This window comes from Streptomyces sp. NPDC014676, from assembly GCF_043084105.1.
Taxonomy (GTDB): Bacteria; Actinomycetota; Actinomycetes; order Streptomycetales; family Streptomycetaceae; genus Streptomyces.
The window spans coordinates 98,006-117,126 of record NZ_JBIBZI010000012.1 but is presented as its reverse complement, the minus strand read 5'-3'; the positions used below and the strand labels follow the sequence as shown (position 1 = coordinate 117,126).

Annotated in this window: 17 protein-coding genes; 5 read left to right on the top strand and 12 right to left on the bottom strand. The window is 72.5% G+C overall.

What is annotated here, in order from left to right:
• Positions 1-99: 99 nt before the first annotated feature.
• Complete coding sequence (locus tag ACF1DX_RS29045) at positions 100-1,476, top strand: S1 family peptidase (RefSeq protein WP_391794090.1); 1,377 nt, start codon at positions 100-102, stop codon at positions 1,474-1,476.
• Between the two features lie 285 nt (positions 1,477-1,761).
• Here the strand turns inward: ACF1DX_RS29045 and ACF1DX_RS29040 are convergent, their stop codons facing one another.
• The 6 genes from ACF1DX_RS29040 to ACF1DX_RS29015 form a co-directional block, all read right to left on the bottom strand.
• Positions 1,762-1,947: a hypothetical protein gene (locus ACF1DX_RS29040; RefSeq protein WP_030863721.1), complete on the bottom strand. Its 186-nt coding sequence runs from the start codon at positions 1,945-1,947 to the stop codon at positions 1,762-1,764.
• A gap of 166 nt (positions 1,948-2,113) precedes the next feature.
• Complete coding sequence (locus ACF1DX_RS29035; protein WP_391794089.1) at positions 2,114-2,809, bottom strand: L,D-transpeptidase family protein; 696 nt, start codon at positions 2,807-2,809, stop codon at positions 2,114-2,116.
• Between the two features lie 143 nt (positions 2,810-2,952).
• Complete coding sequence (locus tag ACF1DX_RS29030) at positions 2,953-3,753, bottom strand: SDR family NAD(P)-dependent oxidoreductase (protein WP_391794088.1); 801 nt, start codon at positions 3,751-3,753, stop codon at positions 2,953-2,955.
• A gap of 50 nt (positions 3,754-3,803) precedes the next feature.
• Positions 3,804-4,718: an SDR family oxidoreductase gene (locus ACF1DX_RS29025; protein ID WP_391794087.1), complete on the bottom strand. Its 915-nt coding sequence runs from the start codon at positions 4,716-4,718 to the stop codon at positions 3,804-3,806.
• A gap of 102 nt (positions 4,719-4,820) precedes the next feature.
• The gene (locus ACF1DX_RS29020; RefSeq protein ID WP_391794086.1) at positions 4,821-5,450 is read right to left on the bottom strand and encodes an MBL fold metallo-hydrolase; all 630 of its coding nucleotides are present in this window, start codon (positions 5,448-5,450) and stop codon (positions 4,821-4,823) included.
• A complete protein-coding gene (locus tag ACF1DX_RS29015) occupies positions 5,450-6,535 on the bottom strand; it encodes an S-(hydroxymethyl)mycothiol dehydrogenase (protein WP_391794085.1) in 1,086 nt (361 codons plus the stop codon). Before ACF1DX_RS29015 ends, ACF1DX_RS29020 begins: the two co-directional genes overlap by 1 nt.
• A 134-nt stretch (positions 6,536-6,669) precedes the next feature.
• Here ACF1DX_RS29015 and ACF1DX_RS29010 point away from each other — a divergent pair, with 134 nt between their 5' ends.
• Both ACF1DX_RS29010 and ACF1DX_RS29005 read left to right on the top strand, forming a co-directional pair.
• The gene (locus ACF1DX_RS29010) at positions 6,670-8,424 is read left to right on the top strand and encodes an ABC transporter ATP-binding protein (RefSeq protein ID WP_391794084.1); all 1,755 of its coding nucleotides are present in this window, start codon (positions 6,670-6,672) and stop codon (positions 8,422-8,424) included.
• A gap of 123 nt (positions 8,425-8,547) precedes the next feature.
• Entirely contained in the window at positions 8,548-8,913 is a 366-nt protein-coding gene (locus tag ACF1DX_RS29005; protein WP_391794083.1) for a nuclear transport factor 2 family protein, read from the top strand.
• Between the two features lie 20 nt (positions 8,914-8,933).
• On the opposite strand, the gene ACF1DX_RS29000 is transcribed toward ACF1DX_RS29005, so the two are convergent.
• Complete coding sequence (locus ACF1DX_RS29000; RefSeq protein ID WP_391794082.1) at positions 8,934-9,086, bottom strand: hypothetical protein; 153 nt, start codon at positions 9,084-9,086, stop codon at positions 8,934-8,936.
• A gap of 437 nt (positions 9,087-9,523) precedes the next feature.
• Between ACF1DX_RS29000 and ACF1DX_RS28995 the strand changes: the two genes are divergently transcribed.
• The gene (locus ACF1DX_RS28995) at positions 9,524-10,771 is read left to right on the top strand and encodes a YncE family protein (protein WP_391794081.1); all 1,248 of its coding nucleotides are present in this window, start codon (positions 9,524-9,526) and stop codon (positions 10,769-10,771) included.
• A 367-nt stretch (positions 10,772-11,138) separates the two neighbouring features.
• Here ACF1DX_RS28995 and ACF1DX_RS28990 read toward each other — a convergent pair whose 3' ends face one another.
• Positions 11,139-11,639 carry a metallophosphoesterase family protein gene (locus tag ACF1DX_RS28990; RefSeq protein ID WP_391794080.1) on the bottom strand — a complete coding sequence of 167 codons (501 nt, stop codon included), beginning with the start codon at positions 11,637-11,639 and terminating at the stop codon, positions 11,139-11,141.
• 213 nt (positions 11,640-11,852) lie between these two features.
• On the opposite strand from ACF1DX_RS28990, the gene ACF1DX_RS28985 reads away from it, so the two are divergent.
• Positions 11,853-13,790, top strand: coding sequence for a glycosyltransferase family 2 protein (locus tag ACF1DX_RS28985; protein WP_391794079.1), 1,938 nt, complete (start codon positions 11,853-11,855; stop codon positions 13,788-13,790).
• 269 nt (positions 13,791-14,059) lie between these two features.
• Here the strand turns inward: ACF1DX_RS28985 and ACF1DX_RS28980 are convergent, their stop codons facing one another.
• The 4 genes from ACF1DX_RS28980 to ACF1DX_RS28965 all read right to left on the bottom strand — a co-directional run bounded on the left by ACF1DX_RS28980 (position 14,060) and on the right by ACF1DX_RS28965 (position 19,076).
• Positions 14,060-14,872, bottom strand: coding sequence for a hypothetical protein (locus tag ACF1DX_RS28980; RefSeq protein ID WP_391794078.1), 813 nt, complete (start codon positions 14,870-14,872; stop codon positions 14,060-14,062).
• Positions 14,851-15,693, bottom strand: coding sequence for a sugar nucleotide-binding protein (locus ACF1DX_RS28975; RefSeq protein ID WP_391794077.1), 843 nt, complete (start codon positions 15,691-15,693; stop codon positions 14,851-14,853). Before ACF1DX_RS28975 ends, ACF1DX_RS28980 begins: the two co-directional genes overlap by 22 nt.
• Positions 15,694-16,111: 418 nt before the next feature.
• Positions 16,112-16,531: a CBS domain-containing protein gene (locus ACF1DX_RS28970; RefSeq protein ID WP_391794076.1), complete on the bottom strand. Its 420-nt coding sequence runs from the start codon at positions 16,529-16,531 to the stop codon at positions 16,112-16,114.
• A gap of 100 nt (positions 16,532-16,631) precedes the next feature.
• Positions 16,632-19,076 carry a SpoIIE family protein phosphatase gene (locus ACF1DX_RS28965; RefSeq protein WP_391794075.1) on the bottom strand — a complete coding sequence of 815 codons (2,445 nt, stop codon included), beginning with the start codon at positions 19,074-19,076 and terminating at the stop codon, positions 16,632-16,634.
• Between the last annotated feature and the right edge of the window lie 45 nt (positions 19,077-19,121).

The window sequence follows — 19,121 nt, the reverse complement described above, 5'->3', positions numbered from 1 at the left end:
ACGCGCCGGGTTCCGGGCCCGTATGGGAAGAGGGCCTCCGACTCAGGGGAGGCCCTCGCGGTGCGCGCGCACCGCGCTGCCGAGGTTCGGGAGCCACGCATGAGGCACGCACGACGACGGGTGGTCCGGCGAGTGACACGGCTGGCGGCCGTCGGCGGACTCCTCCTGGGGGCCACGATGGTCACCCACGCCGTCGCCAGTGAGCCCCGCGCGCCCGACGCGGTCCCGTTCGCCACCGCCGGGGAGGCGGCGGCCGGGCCGGGCGCCGCCCTGGTGTCGAAGCTCGGCACGTCCCGTACGGCGGGCAGCTGGATCGCCGACGACGGCAGGACGGTGGTCGCGGTCACCGACGAGGAGGCGGCGGCCGAGGTGCGCGCGGCCGGCGCCGAGCCGAAGATGGTGCGGCACAGCATGGACGACTTCAAGTCCGCGACCGGGACACTGCGTTCGGCGCCGCGCGTGCCCGGGACGGCGTGGGCCATGGACTACCGGACCAACGAGGTGGTGGTCCGGGGCGACAGCACGGTGTCGGCGGACGACTGGTCCGAGCTGACCGAAGTGGCGGACGGCATCGGCGGTTTCGTCCGCATGGAGCGGAGCGAGGGCACCTTCACCACCCGGCTCAACGGGGCGCTGCCCATCCTGTCGACGGCCGGCCGCTGTTCGGCGGGCTTCAACGTGACCGACGGGGAACGGGACTTCATCCTCACGGCCGGGCACTGCGGGCCCGACGGGTCGGTGTGGTTCGCCGACAACCAGGGCAGGCAGGAGGTCGGGACGACGGTCGGGGGCAGCTTCCCCGGGGACGACTACTCGCTGATCGAGTACGCCGGCGGCCGGGTCGGCGAGGGCGCCGGTGTGGTGGCCGTCGGCGGCGGCAAGGGCGTACGGATCACGGGGGTGGCGGATCCGACGGTGGGCCAGCGGGTGTTCCGCAGCGGCAGCACCAGCGGGCTGCGGGACGGTGAGGTGACCGCGCTCAACGCGACGGTGAACTATCCCGAGGGCACGGTCAGCGGTCTCATCGAGTCGAATGTGTGCGCCGAACCCGGTGACAGTGGTGGTCCGATGTTCTCCGAGGGCGTCGCGCTCGGTGTCACGTCGGGCGGCAGCGGTGACTGCCGGACGGGCGGTACGACGTACTTCCAGCCGGTGACGAAGGCGCTGGCGCGGCTCGGCGTACGGCTCATCGTGGCGCCCGGGGCCGACGGGGGTGCGGCGGCGCCCTCCCCCGCCCCGTCGGACGCGCGGGGCGCGGCGGCTCCGGACGCGGCCTCGCCGGGCTCGTCGGCTCCGGTGCGGGGCATCCTCCCGGACCCGTCGACCCTGCTGTCCCGGCTGGCCGACCCCCGCAGCGTCGGTCCCGGGCTGCTGGTGATCGGGGGCAGCCTGGTCGCCCTGGTGGCGTCGCGCTGGATACGGGCGGAGCAGGACCGCAAGGAGTACCGGCGCCACTACTCGGCGTCATGGGGCTGAGCGGACGGCGGGGGCGGCCCTTCGGCCGATGACGAGCGGCACGGTCGCCGGGGCGGCTCCGTGGCGGGCAGGGGAAGGTGACGGCGGCACGAGGGACGCGGTGGGACAGCGGTTCGCCGGCAGCGGGGGCGCCTCCCCGCTCGAGCGAAGCCGAAAGCTCGCGAGGGATGCCGTAGCAGAGTGCTGAGGTCAGTGAGGGCTGAGGTCAGTGAGAGAAGGGCACCCGTTCACTCACGGGTGCCCCGTCGGCGGGGTCACGATCCGAGGGGATCGGCCGGCAGCCGCTCAGGCTGCCCTGGCCGGCTGCGGGAGGGCCGAGGCCCACTCCTGGACCAGGCGCTGGTACTCCTCGCGCTGTTCGACGCTGAGTGTCCCGCCCGACCGGAGCCACAGGGCCCGGATCTCCTCGTTGACCTCGGCAGCCGATCGCTCGGAGGAGGGTTCAACAGTGGTGGACATGCCGTGAAGCATACGGCGCCGGACGTGAAGACGCTGTGAGTAATCGCACGTACATCGGACATTTCGGGCAGTGGTACTGATCACGTCCATCTGCCAAGGAACGTGGGCGAGTTCACATCCGGACCTTGAGGAAGCGCCCGGACGCGGGGCGCCCGGCGGGCCGGGCGCCCCGCGGCGATCAGGTGCCCTGCTTGCGGCCGTACACGTAGACGTCGTCGCCGTTCTTCAACAGCGACCAGTACTTCTTGGCGGCGGTCTTCGTCATGTTGACGCAGCCGTGGGAGCCCGGCGGGTTCCACATGCTGACGCCGACCGAGTGGAAGGCCTGGCCGCCGTCGAAGAACTGGCTGTAGGGCATCGGCACGTCGTAGATGGTCGAGACGTGGTCGATGTTGCGCCAGTAGATCTTCTTCAGGCCGGTGCGGGTCTCGTACCCGTCGCGTCCCGTGCGGACCGGGACGGGGCCGTAGACGAGCTTCTTGCCGTCCTGGATCCAGCTGAGCTGGAGCGTGAGGTCCACGCAGGCGATACGGCCCTTGTTGGTGGGGCATTTGCCCGACTTGTTAGGGTTCTTCCCGACGGCCTTCTGCTTGTTCATCAGGTCCATCACGCCCCAGGTCACGGGACCGGCGTACCCGATGTTCGGCGTGATGCCGTGCTTGGTCTGGAAGGAGCGGATGGCCTTGCAGTCGGCGGAGGACTGCTTTCCGTCGACCGGGCGGCCGAGGAACTTCTCCACCTTCTTCTGGTACGGGCCCGCCGAGGTGGTGCAGCTCGCGGCCTGGGCCGGTGTCGCGCCCAGCGCGAGTGTGAGCGGAGCCACCAGCGAGGTGACCCCGAGGATGACGGCACTCCGTCTACGTGTGTCCCCCATAGTCCGTTTTGCCTTTCCGCAGAAGTGGGCGCATGGCCTGCGCACTCTGCCAGGTAGACGGCCCAACCGGAAAATCGGTTGTGCGGACGAACCGGGGTGCGACCGAACGGTGACATTCGGTCAGCGGTGCCCAAAATGATCGACTATCGCGGTGGGATCCCGCCCAGTGCCTGCCGGAACCCGGTGTTGACCGCCGTGATGCCGCCGTCGACGGTGAGGGTGGTGCCGGTGATCCACGCCGCGTCGCGGGAGGCGAGGAAGGCGACGGCGGCCGCGATGTCCTCGGGCTCGCCGACGCGGCCCAGGGGGTAGAGGTGCCGGGCCGCTTCGAGCTCCGCGTCCCGGCCCGCCCAGGCGCGGGTGCGGACGGTCCCCGGTGCGACGAGGTTGACCCGGACCCCGCGGGGCGCCGCGTGCCCGGCGAGGGTGCGGGTGAGGGAGATCAGGCCCGCCTTGGCCGCGCTGTAGGCGTGGCCGCCGAAGTCCTGGAGGCCGTTGACGGAGCCGACGCTCACGATCGCGCCCCGGCCGGAGGCGGCGAGGTGCGGGAGTGCGGCGCGGCAGCAGCGGTACGCGCCGGTGAGGGTGACGTCGAGGTCCGTGGCCCACTCGTCGTCGGGTTCGTCCTCGAAGCGGGGCGCGTCCGGGGTGCAGTGGGCGGCGTTGTTCACCAGGACGTCGAGCGAGCCGAAGGCGTGCACGGCGTGCGCCACGGCCGCATCGACGGAGGCCCGGTCGGTCACGTCGCAGGCGAAAGGCTCCGCCGCGAGCCCACGGTCCCCCAGCGCCATCGCCGTCCGCTCCGCCGCGTCGGGGTCGGCGTCGGTCACCAGGACGCGGGCCCCCTCCTCGGCGAACCGGGCGGCGGTGGCCGCGCCGATGCCGCGTGCCGCCCCGGTGATGAGAACCCCGTACCCGGCGAAGCGCCTCGTGTCCGTCGTCATGGGGTGAAGGTAGCCGCCGGGGCGATCACCGCGGCAGAGGGCGGAGGCGGTCAGCGGTAACCGGTGACGTCCGCCGGCTTGCCCGCGTCCTGCACCTCGACCATGTAGCGCCAGGCGTCCGGGCGGCTGCCGTCGAGGTCGGTGAAGCCGTACTCCCGGGCGACGCCGCCGCTGGAGAGGGAGGTGCCGTTGAAGCGGGCCACGTCCGGGTCGGCGGCGAGGGCGGCGACGGCCCGTCCGACGTAGCGCGGGGTCTCGGAGATGGCGAAGTGGGGGACGTCGTCGAGGGCGTCGCGCCAGGTGTCCTCACGTACGCCGAAATAGTCGAGCATGATCTCCGAGCGCATCCAGCCCGGGGTGAGGGCGAGCGCCGTGGCGCCGCGCGGGCCGAGTTCGTGGCCGAGGGCGAACGCCATGCGCAGGACGGAGGACTTGGCGAGGTCGTAGAAGAAGGAGAGGCGGTAGTGGTCGCGGTTGTAGTCGGCGGTGCCGTCGGTGACCTCGACGACCAGTCCGCCGGGGTGGCGCAGCAGCAGCGGCAGCGCGTGGTGGCTGGTGATCGCGTGGGTCTCGACGGCGAGGCGGAGCAGGCGCAGGCCCTTGTCCAGGTCGTGCTCCCAGACGGGCGCGTCCCACTCGAAGAGCGTCTCGCCACCCCAGATGTCGTTGACCAGGACGTCCAGGCGGCCCTGTTCGGCGGCGATCCGGTCGACGAGTGCCTTCACCTGCCCCGGTTCGAGATGGTCGGTGGGCACCGCGATGCCCTGGCCGCCCGCCTCGGTGACCAGGTCGGCGGTGTCCTCGATGGTCTCGGGGCGGTCGTACTCGGAGCGGCGCTCGCGGGTGGTGCGGCCCGTGACGTACACGGTCGCGCCCGCCGCCCCGAGTTCCACGGCGATGCCCCGTCCGGCACCCCGGGTCGCCCCGGCCACCAGCGCGACCCTGCCCTTCAACTGCTCCGACATGTACGGCCTCCCGTCAACGGCTCTCTGCTGTCGCTCCGAGCGTGACGGGTAAGCCGGACATCTTCTGTCGCCTTTTTCGTGCCGGTCACCCGGGCGGACCGTTCAGTGGCCCCGCGCGATCCATTCCTCCAGGTGCGGGGCCTCCGCGCCGATGGTGGTCGGATCGCCGTGGCCGGTGAGGACCTTCGTCTCCGGCGGGAGGGTCAGCAGCCGGTCCCGGATCGAGTCGATGATCGTCGGGAAGTGGGAGAAGGAGCGGCCGGTGGCGCCCGGACCGCCCTGGAAGAGGGTGTCGCCGGTGAACACGGTCGCAAGTCCCGGGTCGTACAGGCAGACCGCGCCGGGCGCGTGCCCCGGGGTGTGCAGCACGGTGAGGTCGGCGCCGGCGGCCTCGATCACCTGTCCGTCGACGAGCCAGGAGTCGGGGTCGCGGTCGGGGTGGGTCTGCTGCCACAGCGGCAGGTCGTCGGGGTGCAGCCAGATGGTGGCGCCGGTGCGCTCGGCGAGGGCGGGCGCGGCGTCGATGTGGTCGTTGTGGGCGTGGGTGCACACGATGGCGGTGAGGCGCCGGTCCCCCACCGCCCCGGCGATGGCGTCGGCGTCGTGGGCGGCGTCGATGACGATCGCCTCGTGGTCGTCGCCGACGATCCACACGTTGTTGTCGACGTCCCAGGTGCCGCCGTCGAGGCTGAACTGCCCGGAGGTGACGAGCCGTTCGATGCGGGCGGTCATCAGAGCACCACCACCGAACGCAGCACGTCGCCGCGGTGCATCCGCTCGAAGGCCTTCTCCACCTCGTCGAGCCGGATGGTCTCGGTGACGAACGCCGCCAGGTCCAGGCGGCCCTGGAGATGGAGGTCGATCAGCATCGGGAAGTCCCGGGAGGGCAGGCAGTCGCCGTACCAGGAGGACTTCAGGGAGCCGCCGCGGCCGAAGACGTCGAGGAGCGGCAGTTCGAGCTTCATCTCCGGGGTGGGCACGCCGACCAGGACGACCGTGCCGGCCAGGTCACGGGCGTAGAAGGCCTGCCGGTAGGTCTCGGGGCGGCCGACGGCCTCGATGACGACGTCGGCGCCGAAGCCGCCGGTGAGCTCGCGGATCGCCTCGACGGGGTCGGTGTCGCGGGAGTTGACGGTGTGGGTGGCGCCCATGGAGCGCGCGGTGTCGAGCTTGCGGTCGTCGATGTCGACAGCGATGATCTTCGCCGCTCCGGCGAGCCGGGACCCGGCGATCGCCGCGTCACCGACGCCTCCGCAGCCGATGACGGCGACGGAGTCGCCCCGGCCGACGTCGCCGGTGTTGATCGCGGCGCCGATGCCGGCCATCACGCCGCAGCCGAGCAGCCCGGCGACCTGCGCGGAGACGGCGGGGTCGACCTTGGTGCACTGTCCGGCGGCGACGAGGGTCTTCTCGGCGAAGGCGCCGATGCCCAGGGCCGGGGAGAGTTCGGTGCCGTCCGTCAGGGTCATCTTCTGCTTCGCGTTGTGGGTGTCGAAGCAGTACCAGGGGCGTCCGCGCAGACAGGCGCGGCACTTCCCGCACACCGCACGCCAGTTGAGGATCACGAAGTCACCGGGCGCGACGTCGGTGACGCCGTCGCCGACCGACTCGACCACGCCCGCGGCCTCGTGGCCGAGCAGGAAGGGGAAGTCGTCGCTGATCCCGCCCTGCTTGTAGTGCAGATCGGTGTGGCACACCCCGCAGGCCTGGACCCGGACGACCGCCTCGCCGGGGCCGGGGTCGGGCACGACGATCGTCTCGATCCGCACCGGCTCGTCCTTGCCGGGTGCGATCACGCCGCGTACTTCCTGCGCCATGCTGCTGACTCCTTCATCGGCCGTGTCCGTCTTCCCCGACCCTACGTGGGAATGATCGCTTCCGCCGCCCGCCGTGCGGTGGGTCCGCCCCCGCGACGTAGCCTGGACCTCCGACCGACGCCGAGGGGGGCGACGTGAGCATCGCGGCAGAGGAATCCGGCCCGCCCGTCTGGCGGCTGCTCCTCGGATACGTACGACCGCACCGGTGGGCCCTGCTGGGCGGCGCCGTGCTGTCCCTGATGACCGGGGCGACGGGGCTGATGCTGCCGCTGGTGGCCCGGGACCTGATCGACGACCTCTCGGACGACCGGGCGATCACCGGCGCGCTGCTGCTGATGTCGGCGCTCGTGGTCGCCAACGCCGTGCTGGGGGCGCTGGGTTCGTACGTGCTGCGGCGCACCGCCGAGTCGGTGGTGCTCGGGGCGCGGCGCTCGCTGTCGTCGTACCTGCTGCGGCTGCGGATCACCGCCGTCGACCGCACCGAGCCGGGCGATCTGATGGCCCGCATCACCTCCGACACCACCCTGCTGCGCGAGGTGACCACGGACTCGCTGGTCGGTCTCGGCACGGGCGGGCTGACCCTGATCGCGACCGTGGTGCTGATGGGTTTCGTGGACCCGGTGCTGCTGGGTGTCACCCTGGGTGTGATCGCGCTCGCGGGCACGGTGCTGGGGGTGATCGTGCCGCACATCAACCGGGCCTCCCGGCAGGCGCAGGACGCGGTCGGGGTGATGGGTGCCTCGCTGGAGCGGGTGCTCGGCGCGCTGCGCACGGTCAAGGCGTCCGGTGCCGAGCCGCGCGAGGAGCGCGCGCTGCACGAGGCCGCGCAGGAGTCGTGGCGGCAGAGCGTGCGCGCCGCCAAGTGGTCGGCCGCGGCGGGCAACACGGCCGGGCTGGCCATGCAGATCGCGTTCATCACGGTGCTCGCGGTGGGCGGCGCGCGGGTGGCGACCGACGCCATCGACATCGGGACGCTGGTGGCGTTCCTGCTGTTCGTGTTCTATCTGATGGCGCCGATCCAGCAGGTCGTCGGCGCGCTCACGCAGTACCAGACGGGCAGCGCCGCCCTCGCCCGGATCCAGGAGGCGCTGCGGCTGCCCGCCGAACCGGCCGCCGAGCCCGCGCGGCTGCCCGACACCGGCACGGCGCCCGCCGCGCTCGCCTTCGAGGACGTCCGCTTCCGGTACGCCGACGACCTGCCGTACGTCCACCACGGGGTGACGTTCACCGTGCCCGCGCAGGGCATGACGGCGTTCGTCGGTCCGTCCGGCGCGGGCAAGACCACCGTCTTCTCCCTCATCGAGCGGTTCTACGACCCCGACTCCGGGGTGATCACGCTCGACGGCCGTGATCTGGCCGACTGGGAGCTGCCGCGGCTGCGGGCCGCGATCGGGTACGTCGAGCAGGACGCGCCGGTGCTGTCGGGTTCCCTGCGGGACAACCTGCTGCTGGGCAACCCCGAGGCGGACGACGGCACCCTGACGCGGGTGCTGAAGACGACCCGGCTCGACGGTCTGGTGTCCCGGCTGCCGGACGGGCTCGACACCCTCGTCGGGCATCGCGGCACCAAGCTGTCCGGCGGTGAGCGCCAGCGGGTCGCCATAGCCCGCGCCCTGCTGCGCCGCCCCCGGCTGCTGCTGCTCGACGAGGCCACCTCGCAGCTCGACGCGGTGAACGAGGCGGCGCTGCGCGACACCGTCGCCGACGTGGCGCGCACGACGACGGTCCTGGTCGTCGCGCACCGGCTGTCCACGGTGACGGCGGCCGACCGGATCGTGGTGATGGACGCGGGCCGGGTACGGGCCGTCGGCACGCACCGGGAACTGGTGACCGCCGATCCGCTGTACGCGGAGCTGGCGGCCACACAGTTCCTGGCGACGGCCGGGTGAGCGGCGCCGGGCGGCGCGGGGGCCGGGCTTGCCGTGCCCGGCGGGCCGGAGGACGCTCGTAGGAGGGGCCGTCCCGGCCCGCCGGAGGTCCGGGCCGCGGCCCCGCGGAGGAGGTGGGTCGTCATGACGACCGCGTCACAACCCGTCTTCGGCACCGACACGCTCCGCCGGGGCATCGAGGCGAACACATCGGCGCCTCTGGTGTCGCTCTACGCCGACGACGCGGAACTGCGCATCGTGGACCGCAACACCCAGCCCAGTCACCCCAAGGTCCTGCACGGCCGGGACGAGATCGCCGCCGTGCTGGACGACGTCTACAGCCGCGACATGACGCACACGCTGGAGGCGTGCGTCGTCCAGGGCGATCACGCCGCCTACTGCGAGAGCTGTCGGTACCCGGACGGGGTGCGGGTGCTGTCGGAGTCGATGCTCACGCTGCGGGACGGCAAGATCACCGGGCAGGTGATGATCCAGGCCTGGGACGAGTAGGAACGCCGGTACGGAGGTGATCAGCGCGTCCAGGCGCTGTACCGCATGACACGGCCCGCCCGCACACCGTACTCGGGCCGGTCGGTGGTGAACGTCTCCTCCAGGCCGGGGACGGAGCCCGTGGGCGGGTCCGGGCTCAGCAGACGGCGGACGCCGGGGCGGCCGTCGTACACAGGGGCCCGGCCGGTCCGGCACCCCTCCCGCCGGCAGCGGCCCTTCGGCGTCCGCCGGCGGCCGGGCGAGCGCGGCGGACTCGCGGGCGCCGGGCGTCCAGTGGCCCAGCAACCGCGCGGTGGCGTCGAGGAGTCCGGGGGCCGTCCGGATCTCGCCGCACGCCGCCTCGGTGAGGTGGGCCCGCGGCCGGCCGGCGCCGTGCGGCCTCCGGGCCGCGGCGGGACGCGCCGTCCGGCGCTCCGGTCGTCCGGTGATCGGCCGAGCCGGTGTTCCGCGCGGTGGCCGAGGGGCCGGCGCCGAAGCGAGGGCCTCCCCCACCGGACCGGCCGCACCTGATTTTGTCGTGTACGCGCTCTTGCCGCGGACGGTTCCCTTCCTTACTTTTCAGTAAGTTGCTTTTCAGGGCACGTGATCCCGGATTGTGGGGAGAGCCGTCATGCCGGTCCGCAGAACCAGGCACCTGTGCGCCATCGCCGCCGCGCTCGTCCTCACCGCCACGGCGCCCACCGCCGCGGCCGCCGACTCCTCCCCCGCCCTGCGGGAGGTGCTGTTCGTCGGCAACAACTGGGACGGCACCGCCGATGTCATCGAGTCCACCGGTGACTTCGCACGGATCGGCCGGATCGACGTCGTCCCGGACAAGGACGAGCGGATGGCCGAGATCAACGCCGACCCGATCCGCTGGATCTACTTCATGGCGATCCGCAACGGTGTCGGCGAGGGCCACGACCAGTTCGTCGACGACATGTACTCCACCCCGGACGGCACCTCGGTGGTGGTCTCCCGGCCGAGCTTCGCCGACGTGGTCTCCCTCGACCTCGCCACCGGGCGGATCAACTGGCGCTTCCCGGTGTCGGGTTACCGCTCCGACCACATGGCGGTCTCCCCCGACGGCAACCGCGTCGCCGTCTCGGCCTCGACCTCCAACACGGTGCACGTCCTGGACATCGCGACCGGTGACGAACTCGGCTCGTTCAAGACCGGCGACAAGCCGCACGAGAACGTCTTCGGCAAGGACGGCAAGCACATCTGGAACATGTCCATCGGCGAGGTGAACACCGCGCTCGACGCGACCTGGCTGGACTGGACGAAGGGCGACCGCCGCATCACGGTCGTCGACGCGACCACCTTCAAGCAGGTGAAGGTGATCGACATGCGGGAGCGGCTCGACGCCATCGGTCTGAAGGACCACTCGGACGCGGTGCGCCCGGCCGCGTTCTCCCCGGACGAGTCGAAGCTGTACTTCCAGGTGTCGTTCTTCAACGGCTTCTTCGAATACGACGTCGCCACCGACCGCATCACCCGCACCAAGACCCTGCCGAAGAACCCGGCCACCAGCGACGACCGCACCACCTGGGTCAACGACTCGCGCCACCACGGCATCACCATGCGGCCCGACGGCACCAAGCTGTGTGTGGCGGGCACCATGGACGACTACGCGACCGTCGTCGACCGCGCGACCCTCCAGCAGGGTCCGCTCGTCACCGCGTCCAAGCCGTACTGGGCGACCGTCAGCGGTGACGGCAGGTCCTGCGTGGTCTCCGAGAGCGGCGCCGACCGGGTCACCGCCATCGACTTCGCGACCGGCGAGAAGACCGTGTCCGTACCCGTCGGTGACCACCCGCAGCGGGTGCGCCTCGGCCATGTGGAGGCCGGCTGGTCCGGCGCGGAAGGCGGGCGGTAGGGCCCGGCCACCCGCCCCCCGCAAGCGGTGCCGGACCGCCGGACAACTCATCACATATTGCACCTATTCGGATACGGCAACCAGTACCGACACCGCTGCCGTCCGCCCGTCCACCTGGGGCCGGGGCAGTCCGTCCGGCCCCTCCAGCCCCCTGACTCACCCGACTCACCCGACTCACTTGTTCCTCACCGGTCACGGCGGGACGACGACCCGGCAATCGGGAGGAAAACCCGGAAATCAGGTGTGTGAGTCCCGCGGGAGGGGGTAGTCGCCCGGTATCACCTCCGATCGTGGGAAGGAGGTCCGTGAGAGCGCATCTACTCGCAATGCCCGGGCCGCTTCCACCGACACGAAGCGGCCCGGCCCGTCAGCGCGGGGGCAGCCGGTGGAGTTCCACCTCCGTGAGCCGGCCCCCGGTGACCGTGGCGGTCATATAAGTGCAGTAGGGCTGTCGGCGGCGGTCCGTCGGCGATCCCGGGTTGAGCAGACGGAGTCCCGTGGGAGCGGTGGTGTCCCACGGGATGTGACTGTGACCGAACACCAGCACGTCAACCCCGGGGAAGCGCGCGGCACACCGGCTCTCCCGCCCCCGCGCCGGACCCGTCTCGTGGACCACGCCGAAGCGCAGCCCGCCAAGCTCCGCGTACGCGATCTCCGGCAGCCGGGCCCGCAACTCGGGCCCGTCGTTGTTGCCGTACACGCCGATCAGCCGCCGGCTGCGGCTCTCCAGAAGATCGAGGGTGCCGGTGTCGACCCAGTCCCCCGCGTGGAACACGACGTCCACGCGGGGGAGTTCGTCCAGCAGCGGTGTGGGCAGCCGCTTGGCGCGCTTCGGCAGATGGGTGTCGGAGGTCAGGAGCAGTCGCACGAACGGCAGACTAGGCGGCGCCGTGCCCTCGGTGGGACGCCACGCCTCGAGTGACCCGGCGAGCACGCCGGTCGGCGGGTGCGGAAGGGCCGTCACGGCGGGCTCCCGGCGGCGGGGCGGAGCGGGAAACGCGGCGGCCGTGGCACTACGATCGGGCGACGCGCACCAAGCCCGCACGTTCGACGGCGAGAGACCCGAAGGGCCCAGATCCAGATGCCGGTCAAGGTCAGCGTCATCATTCCCGTGTACAACCCGGGGATCTACCTCGAGGACTGCGTCTCCTCGCTGCGGCGGCAGTCGCTGCCGCCCGACGAGTACGAGGCGATCTTCGTCGACGACGGCTCGACCGACGGGACACCGGCCCGGCTCGACCGGCTCGCCGCCGAGGACCCCCGGATGCGGGTGATCCACCAGGAGAACTCCGGCTGGTCGGGCAAGCCCCGCAATGTGGGGATCGACGCCGCGCGGGGCGAGTTCGTGATGTTCGTCGACAACGACGACTACCTCGGCGACGAGGCCCTGGAGCGGATGTACGCGTACGGCACGGCCCACGGCGCCGATGTCGTCGTGGGGAAGATGGCCGGCAGGAACCGCGGGGTGCCGGTGGAGTTGTTCCGCCGCAACCGTCCGCGGGCGACGGTCGGGAACGCCCCGCTGATCGACAGTCTCACCCCGCACAAGATGTTCCGCCGGGAGTTCCTCGACCGTATCGGGCTGCGGTTCCCGGAGGGGCGGCGGCGGCTGGAGGACCACGTCTTCGTCACCGAGGCGTACCTGCGCGCGGGCAACGTGTCCGTGCTCAGCGACTATGTCTGCTACTACCACATCAGACGCGACGACGCCTCCAACGCCGGTTTCCAGCGCTTCGACCCCGCGGGGTACTTCGGCAATCTGCGGGAGGCGCTCGACGTCGTCGAGCGGTACACCGAGCCGGGCGCGGTACGGGACCGGCTGTTCCGCCGCTGGCTGCGGGTGGAGATGGTGGAGCGGCTGCGGGGCCGGCGGCTGCTGGGGCTGCCGGACGACTACCGCAGGGAGCTGTTCGCGGAGATCCACAAGGTCGTCGTCGAGCGGTTCGGCCCGGGTGTCCCGGCCGGGTTGCAGCCGACGCAGCAGGTCGTCGCCGCGCTGGCCGAGGCCGACCGGTACGACGACGTGGTGGCCTTCGCCGAATGGGAGGCCGGGATCGCGCCGACGGCGACGCCCGTGGGCGTGGAATGGCACAACGGCTCGCTGCACATCGGTTTCACCGCCGAGTACACCTCCGCCCGCGAGCCGATGACCTTCCCCGCGGACGCCGCCCGCACCCCGCCGGCCGGCACCCCGGAGAACGTGGAGGAGGCGGTGGCGTGGGTGGGCGCTCGGACCGCGGCCGGGTTCGGACAGGCCACCGCGGACCTGCTGCTGCGTGAACGGTCCAGCTCCGCCCAGTACTTCCAGCCCGTGGAGGTCACCCGGGAGACGGTCCCCGTCGACGGCGGCGAGCGGGTGCGGCTGGTGCTGCGGGCGACCGCGACCGTCGACCCCGCGGAGCTGCCGGGCGACGGGGTCTGGGACGCCGTCGTACGGGTGAGGCTCGGGGGCTGGACCAAGGAGTGCCGGCTCGGCCCCGCCCTGCGCGCCACGCGCCCCGGGCCGTGCGCGGCTGTGACCGGCCGTCGCGCGGTCCTGCCGTACTGGACCGAGCCGCACGGGAATCTCTCGCTGGACACGGGCGTCAAGGGCAGGCGGCTCGGCCTGGTCGGTGTGCGGCGGCCGGACGTCACCGTCTCCGGGACCCGGCTGAGCGCCCGGATCCCGCTGCACACGGCCGGGGGCGCCCGGGTGGGGCTCAGGTTCACCGCTTCCGGCAGGACGCTGCACGCGTCCGGCACGCTCACCGGTGAGGCGGACGGGCCGGGCTCCCTGCTGGAAGCCACGCTGCCCGTCCGGCTCCCCCGGGGAATCTGGCGGACCGCCCTGAGCCCGGACCCCGATGCCGCGCAACCCGCTTGGAGCGAACTGCCGTTCGCGCTGCGCGCCGTCGGCGACCGGACGCTGGTGGTGTCCGTACCGCGCTCCGGGACGGTGCGGAAACTGGCGCGCGGGGTGCGGCGTGTGCTCGGCACCGCCCGTACGAAGGCGGCTTCCGTGATCAGCGGAAGGCGGTGACGGAGCGCGGGCAGCGGGAGGCGGCCCGGCTCCGCGAGGACACCCGGCACGCGGTGTTCCTCGCCGAAGGCCCCTAGCCCGCCTTCATGGCGCTCGGTGTCGGTCCCGGACCGGGAACGGTGACACCAGGACGGTCCGCGGCCCCGGTGCGGACGGCGGCGCCGTGAGGGGCCGCGCCTGCGCACGGATCCGGTGGGCCCGGCGTGCGGCGGCCACGGGGGCGGGCCCCGCCGTGGGGCCCGCCCCCGTGCCACTGACGCGCCCCGGAGTCAGGACTTGGCGTAACGCTGCTTCAGAGCGCTGCGCTTGTTGGAGCCCTCGGCGTTCTTGCCCTTCTCGATGATCACCAGGTTGTGGTAGAAGTGCACACCGACCACGTTGCGGTCCGTATAGGTCGGCTCGTAGCTCTCGTCCACGAACTCCTCGTAGTTCAGCCCGTCCGTCAGACGCTTCAGCAACCCCATGCTGGTGTCCTTCGCGTCGAGGTCCTCGCTGCCCATCCATTCGGGCCAGTACGACGACTGGGTGTCCTCGACGGCGTAGATGCCACCGTCCTTGAGCAGGGGGAAGAGCGTCTCGAACGTCGTGATCACATGCGGGCTGCGGTGGCTTCCGTCGTCGATGATGACGTCGATCTCGCCGATCTTCTCGGCGATGGCGTTCAGGGAATCGGGGTCGGACTGGTCACCGATGAAGGTCGTGATGCGGTCCTCGTCGACAAAAGACTTGTCCTGGATGTCCATTCCGAAGATCTGCGCGTTAGGGAAGAACGCCTTCCACATACGCAGCGACGCCCCGCCCTGGCCGGCCCGGTTGTATCCGCCGATCCCGATTTCCAGAAGGTTGAACTTCTCGTTCTTCAGGTGCTGGAGATGGCGCTGGTAGTGCCGCGTGTAACGGTGCGTCCCCCATTTGTCCGTCTTGAAGTGCACGGCCAGTTTGCTGAGGTCGTGGGAGATCGCGTCCAGCCCGGTCGGCTTGACCGGCGCGGCCGGCTTGCCCGTGATCTGCCGCTTCAACTGGCGCAGGACCCGCACGTTCCTCTCGCCCAACGCGGACTTCACCATTGGCCTGATCGACATCGCGAGACGTTCCTTTCACTGGGACAGCTCTTTGCGGATGGGGGGAGCGCTGCGGGCCGCGGGAGGGCCGCACCGGTGGCGGGCCGTATGCGCCGGTCGTCGAGGGCGTCGACGGTGGGGCGGCGGGATTCGGAACCGATCATCGTCCGCACGAAGTTAGTGCCGTGGAGCCCGTGGAGCCAAGGGGTACGCACCGCGGCGCCCGCACCGGGCGGTTCCCGCGGCACGGTCCGCCCGCCGGCGGGTTCGAAGCGGCCGCGGGCGGTGCGCGGGCCGGCGGGGCGGCCCTGGGCGCGGTGACGGGTCGGGGCGGGCAGGCCGTCGCCGTGTGCCGACTCCGTCCGGAAGTGGCCGAGTTCAGGGACGTCGAAGGTGCCGGCGCGGGTGAGCGCGTCCAGCACGGTGCCCCTCGGCACGCCGGACGCGAGCGGCGCACGGGGGCGGCGGCCGGCCTCCAGCGGGGCGACGGCGGTGTCCTTCCGGTGGCCCTGGACGGCCGTACGGCGCGCGCCGGCGCAAAGGCCGGCCGGATGCCGGACGGTGGGGGCGGTCAGCGCCGCGCGGGCCGGTCGCGGAGGATCTCCCCGGGGAATGCGCGCGGCCCGCGGACAGGATTCCGATCCGCCGCCGACCGTGTCCTCGGTCTCCGCGGCCGTGTCACCGACGACGGTCCCGGCATCGGTGGTGCCCGCGTCCTCCGGAGACTCCGGCTCGTGGAAGAGCACGGGCCCGTCGGCCACGGGCACTAATCGTCCGGCCGGGGTGTGGATGATCGGCCCCGGCCGGATTCCGGCACCGCCGGACAGCACGAGAGCCTTCATCCGGCTCACCATAGTCGTGTTCCGGCGGATGGAACATCACTTGCTTTACTCGTGCGCCACGAAATCCCGCGAGAGGGCCGATCGGCCACCCGAACGCGGGCTAATCATCGCCCCTTACGATATTCCCCTCCGCACTCGTGTTCGAGGTGGTGGAGGTGGTACCGCGGTCCACGGCGGGGAGGCAGGTCCGCAGCGGGTCCTCGCCCCGCAGTCGCCGGGCTCGCGCCCAGCCGGTCTCCGCCCGGCGGGGTCGGGGCTGGTCAGTGGTCTCCGAGATCACGACTCATCATCTTCCTTCTGTCCGCTGCCCCCCGGGTCCCCGGCGCCGCGCCGGACAAACACCCGTCCGCCGTACAGGCTTCCGCCTCCTCGACACCCCGGCCCGGACGGGGAGTTCCCGTCCGGGCCGGCGTCCTCGTCAGCGGTTGGGCCGGGCCACGCTGATGTCGCCCAGGGCGGACTCCGGGTCGCGCTCCATGGCGGTGTCGCCCAGCGAGACGACACCGACGGGGCGTCCGTCCTCGACGACCGGGATACGGCGCACGGCGTGTTCGCGCATCAGCCGCACCGCGCGGTCCAGGTCGTCGTCCGGTGCCACGGTCACCGGGTCGTCGCTGCACGCGCCGGCCACGGTGATGTCCTCGGGATCGCCGCCCCGGGAGACCGACCGCACCACCAGGTCGCGGTCGGTGACCAGTCCGCGCAGCCGGTCGCCGTCGGTCACCAGGACGGACCCGAGGTCGCGGTCGCGCATGATGCGGGCGACCTCCGCGACGGAGGTCTGCGGCCCGACCGTCACCGGCGCACCGGTCATGATGTCGCGCACGTGCTGTGCCATGACGTGTCCTTTCTCCTGTCCCTCGACGGCGTCCCGGGTACCCGGCGGGGCGGTACGGTCACCGGGCGCGGGCGTTCCCGGCCGGCGGACCCGGCGGCCGTCAGGGCCGCAGCACGAACTCCGCCCACACCTGCTTGCCCCCGCTGACCGGAAGGGTTCCCCAGCCGGCCGACACGGCCTCGACGAGGAGGATGCCGCGGCCTCCGGTGGCCTCCCAGCCGATGCTGGTGGGCTTCACGGGGGTGCGGGGCGAGGCGTCGGCGACCGCGAGGCGCAGCCGGTCGTTGACCAGGGAGATGTCGAGGCGGACCGGCCCTTCGGTGTGCACCAGGGCGTTGGTGACCAGTTCGGAGACGACGAGCAGGGCGCCGTCGACGTCCGCGGTCACCCCCCAGGAGCGCAGGGTGCGCCGGGTGAAGCGGCGGGCGTGCCCGACCGCCTGGGGCACCCGCCACACCGTCCAGCTCTCCCGCAGCGGACGGGAGGCCATGCCGTCGTAGCGCATCAGCAGCAGGGCGACGTCGTCGCTGCGCGGCGCCTTGCCGAGCAGGGCGTCCGCGACGAGCCCGAGGTGGGCGGGGTCGGCGGCGGACAGCTGCCGGGCGAAGCCGTTCATGCCCTCGTCGATGTCGGAGTCCGGGGACTCGACCAGGCCGTCCGTGGTGAGCGCGACCAACGTGCCGGGTTGCAGTCTGAGCGGGCTCATGGGGAAGTCGCTCTGCCGCACCACGCCCAGCGGCGGGCCGCCCTCGGCCTCCGCGATCTCGGTACGGCCGTCCGGGTGACGCAGCACCGGCGGCAGATGTCCGGCGCGGACGCACCAGGCGAAACCCTCCTCCATGTCGACGTCGACATAGCAGCAGGTGGCGAAGAGGTCGGTCTCCATGTCCATGAGGAGCCGGTTGGCGTGGGAGACCACCACGTCCGGGGGGTGGCCCTCGACGGCGTAGGCGCGCAGCGCGGTGCGCATCTGGCCCATGAGGGTGGCGGCACCGGCGCTGTGGCCCTGGACGTCGCCGATGACGAGGGCGACGTGGTTGTCCGGCAGCGGGATCACGTCGTACCAGTCGCCGCCGAGCTCCAGGCCGGCGGTGCTGGGCAGATAGCGGGCGACGGCGACCGCGCCGGGCAGCCGGGGCAGGCGGCGCGGCAGCAGCTGGCGCTGGAGCATGCCGACCAGTTCGTGCTCGGCGTCGAAGGCGCGGGCCCGCGTCAGGGCCTGTCCGGCGAGGCCGGCGGCGGCGGTGAGCAGGGCGCGTTCGTCGGGGCCGAAGTCGTGCGGGGTGTCCCAGCCGATCAGGCAGGCGCCGGCTATCCGGTTCCCGGCGGGCAACGGCAGCATGGCCAGGCCGCCGGGGCCCACCTCGGCGAGGGCGGTCTCCAGCGGGGAGCCGGCCGGCCAGATCCGGGCGCGTCCCTCGCGCAGGACGGCGGCGAGGGTGGGCATGGTGCGCACGGGCGCGTCGGGCCACTCGGTGCGCCACTCCGCGCGCCACAGATCCGGCCATGCCTCCGGTTCCGGCGGGTCGAGAACGGTGACGACGAGCCGTTCGCTCTCCAGCTCGGCGAGCGCGATGCGGTCGGCCCGCAGCGGCCGGCGCAGCGCGGCGACCACGGCCTTGCCGACGTCGCGGACGGTGACCGCGGTGGCGAGCGCGGCGGCGAGACGCTGGATCCGGGCCACGTCCGTGATGTCGGAGCGCAGCGTGGAGGCGTCGGCGACGGAGCCCACCAGCCGGGCGGGGCGCCCCTCCTCGCCCGGCACCAGCCGGCCGCGCAGCCGCAGCCACTTGGGCGGGCCGGCGGGCTGGAGCACCCGGAACTCCAGTTCGCGGTCGCCGATCGTCATGTGGTCGGCCTCGACGACGGACATCAGTGAGGGCAGGTCCTCCGGCACCGTCAGGCCCAGCAGGGTCTCGACCCGCCCGTCGAAGTCGTCCGGGTCGAGGCCGAACAGCTCCAGGATGTCCTCGCCGACCTGGACCCGCCCGGTGTCCATGGCGAGGCTGAAGCCGCCGGGCCGCAGGTCGGCGCCCTCGGCGGTGGCGGCCGGCGCGGGGAGGGCGAGGGCGTCGGCGACGAGGCCGAGGCAGCGGCGGTCGTCGGCGTCGAAGCCGCCGGCGCGCTCGCTGACCGCGAGCAGGCAGCCGCCGTCGTCGCGCAGGGGCAGCGCCGCCAGGAAGAAGTCACGGCTGGGCACGCGTCGTGACTGCGCCTGCGCGGCGAGGTCGTCCGGGCCCAGCCACACCGGCCGCCCGCGGTGGGCCTCGGCCACCGGGGTGTGCCCGGCGACGGGGTAGCTGTCCCGCACCCCGCACAGGGTCCGCGGCACCCCGACGGACTCCGCCAGGTACAGCAGCTCTCCGTCCGCGCCGGCCGTGTACACGGCGGCGAACGCGGCACCGGCGAAGACGAGGGCCTGCTCCAGGATCCTGCGCACCCGGTCGGACGACTCGGGGTCGGCCGCGATCGCCGTCAGGGCACCTTCCGCACGCAGCGTCCTCGTGCTGCGTCCCGCAGCGCCCTCACCGACCACGTTGGCCATTACAGCGCTTATGGGACACCCGCGCAGCCCCTGTGCGCGTTCGGC

Bases quoted from the DNA above. Each gene is read 5' to 3' on its own strand.
- ACF1DX_RS29045 (WP_391794090.1), top strand. From the start codon at position 100: ATGAGGCACGCACGACGACGGGTGGTCCGGCGAGTGACACGGCTGGCG.
- ACF1DX_RS29040 (WP_030863721.1), bottom strand. From the start codon at position 1,947: ATGCTTCACGGCATGTCCACCACTGTTGAACCCTCCTCCGAGCGATCG.
- ACF1DX_RS29035 (WP_391794089.1), bottom strand. From the start codon at position 2,809: ATGGGGGACACACGTAGACGGAGTGCCGTCATCCTCGGGGTCACCTCG.
- ACF1DX_RS29030 (WP_391794088.1), bottom strand. From the start codon at position 3,753: ATGACGACGGACACGAGGCGCTTCGCCGGGTACGGGGTTCTCATCACC.
- ACF1DX_RS29025 (WP_391794087.1), bottom strand. From the start codon at position 4,718: ATGTCGGAGCAGTTGAAGGGCAGGGTCGCGCTGGTGGCCGGGGCGACC.
- ACF1DX_RS29020 (WP_391794086.1), bottom strand. From the start codon at position 5,450: ATGACCGCCCGCATCGAACGGCTCGTCACCTCCGGGCAGTTCAGCCTC.
- ACF1DX_RS29015 (WP_391794085.1), bottom strand. From the start codon at position 6,535: ATGGCGCAGGAAGTACGCGGCGTGATCGCACCCGGCAAGGACGAGCCG.
- ACF1DX_RS29005 (WP_391794083.1), top strand. From the start codon at position 8,548: ATGACGACCGCGTCACAACCCGTCTTCGGCACCGACACGCTCCGCCGG.
- ACF1DX_RS28995 (WP_391794081.1), top strand. From the start codon at position 9,524: ATGCCGGTCCGCAGAACCAGGCACCTGTGCGCCATCGCCGCCGCGCTC.
- ACF1DX_RS28985 (WP_391794079.1), top strand. From the start codon at position 11,853: ATGCCGGTCAAGGTCAGCGTCATCATTCCCGTGTACAACCCGGGGATC.
- ACF1DX_RS28980 (WP_391794078.1), bottom strand. From the start codon at position 14,872: ATGTCGATCAGGCCAATGGTGAAGTCCGCGTTGGGCGAGAGGAACGTG.
- ACF1DX_RS28975 (WP_391794077.1), bottom strand. From the start codon at position 15,693: ATGAAGGCTCTCGTGCTGTCCGGCGGTGCCGGAATCCGGCCGGGGCCG.
- ACF1DX_RS28970 (WP_391794076.1), bottom strand. From the start codon at position 16,531: ATGGCACAGCACGTGCGCGACATCATGACCGGTGCGCCGGTGACGGTC.
- ACF1DX_RS28965 (WP_391794075.1), bottom strand. From the start codon at position 19,076: ATGGCCAACGTGGTCGGTGAGGGCGCTGCGGGACGCAGCACGAGGACG.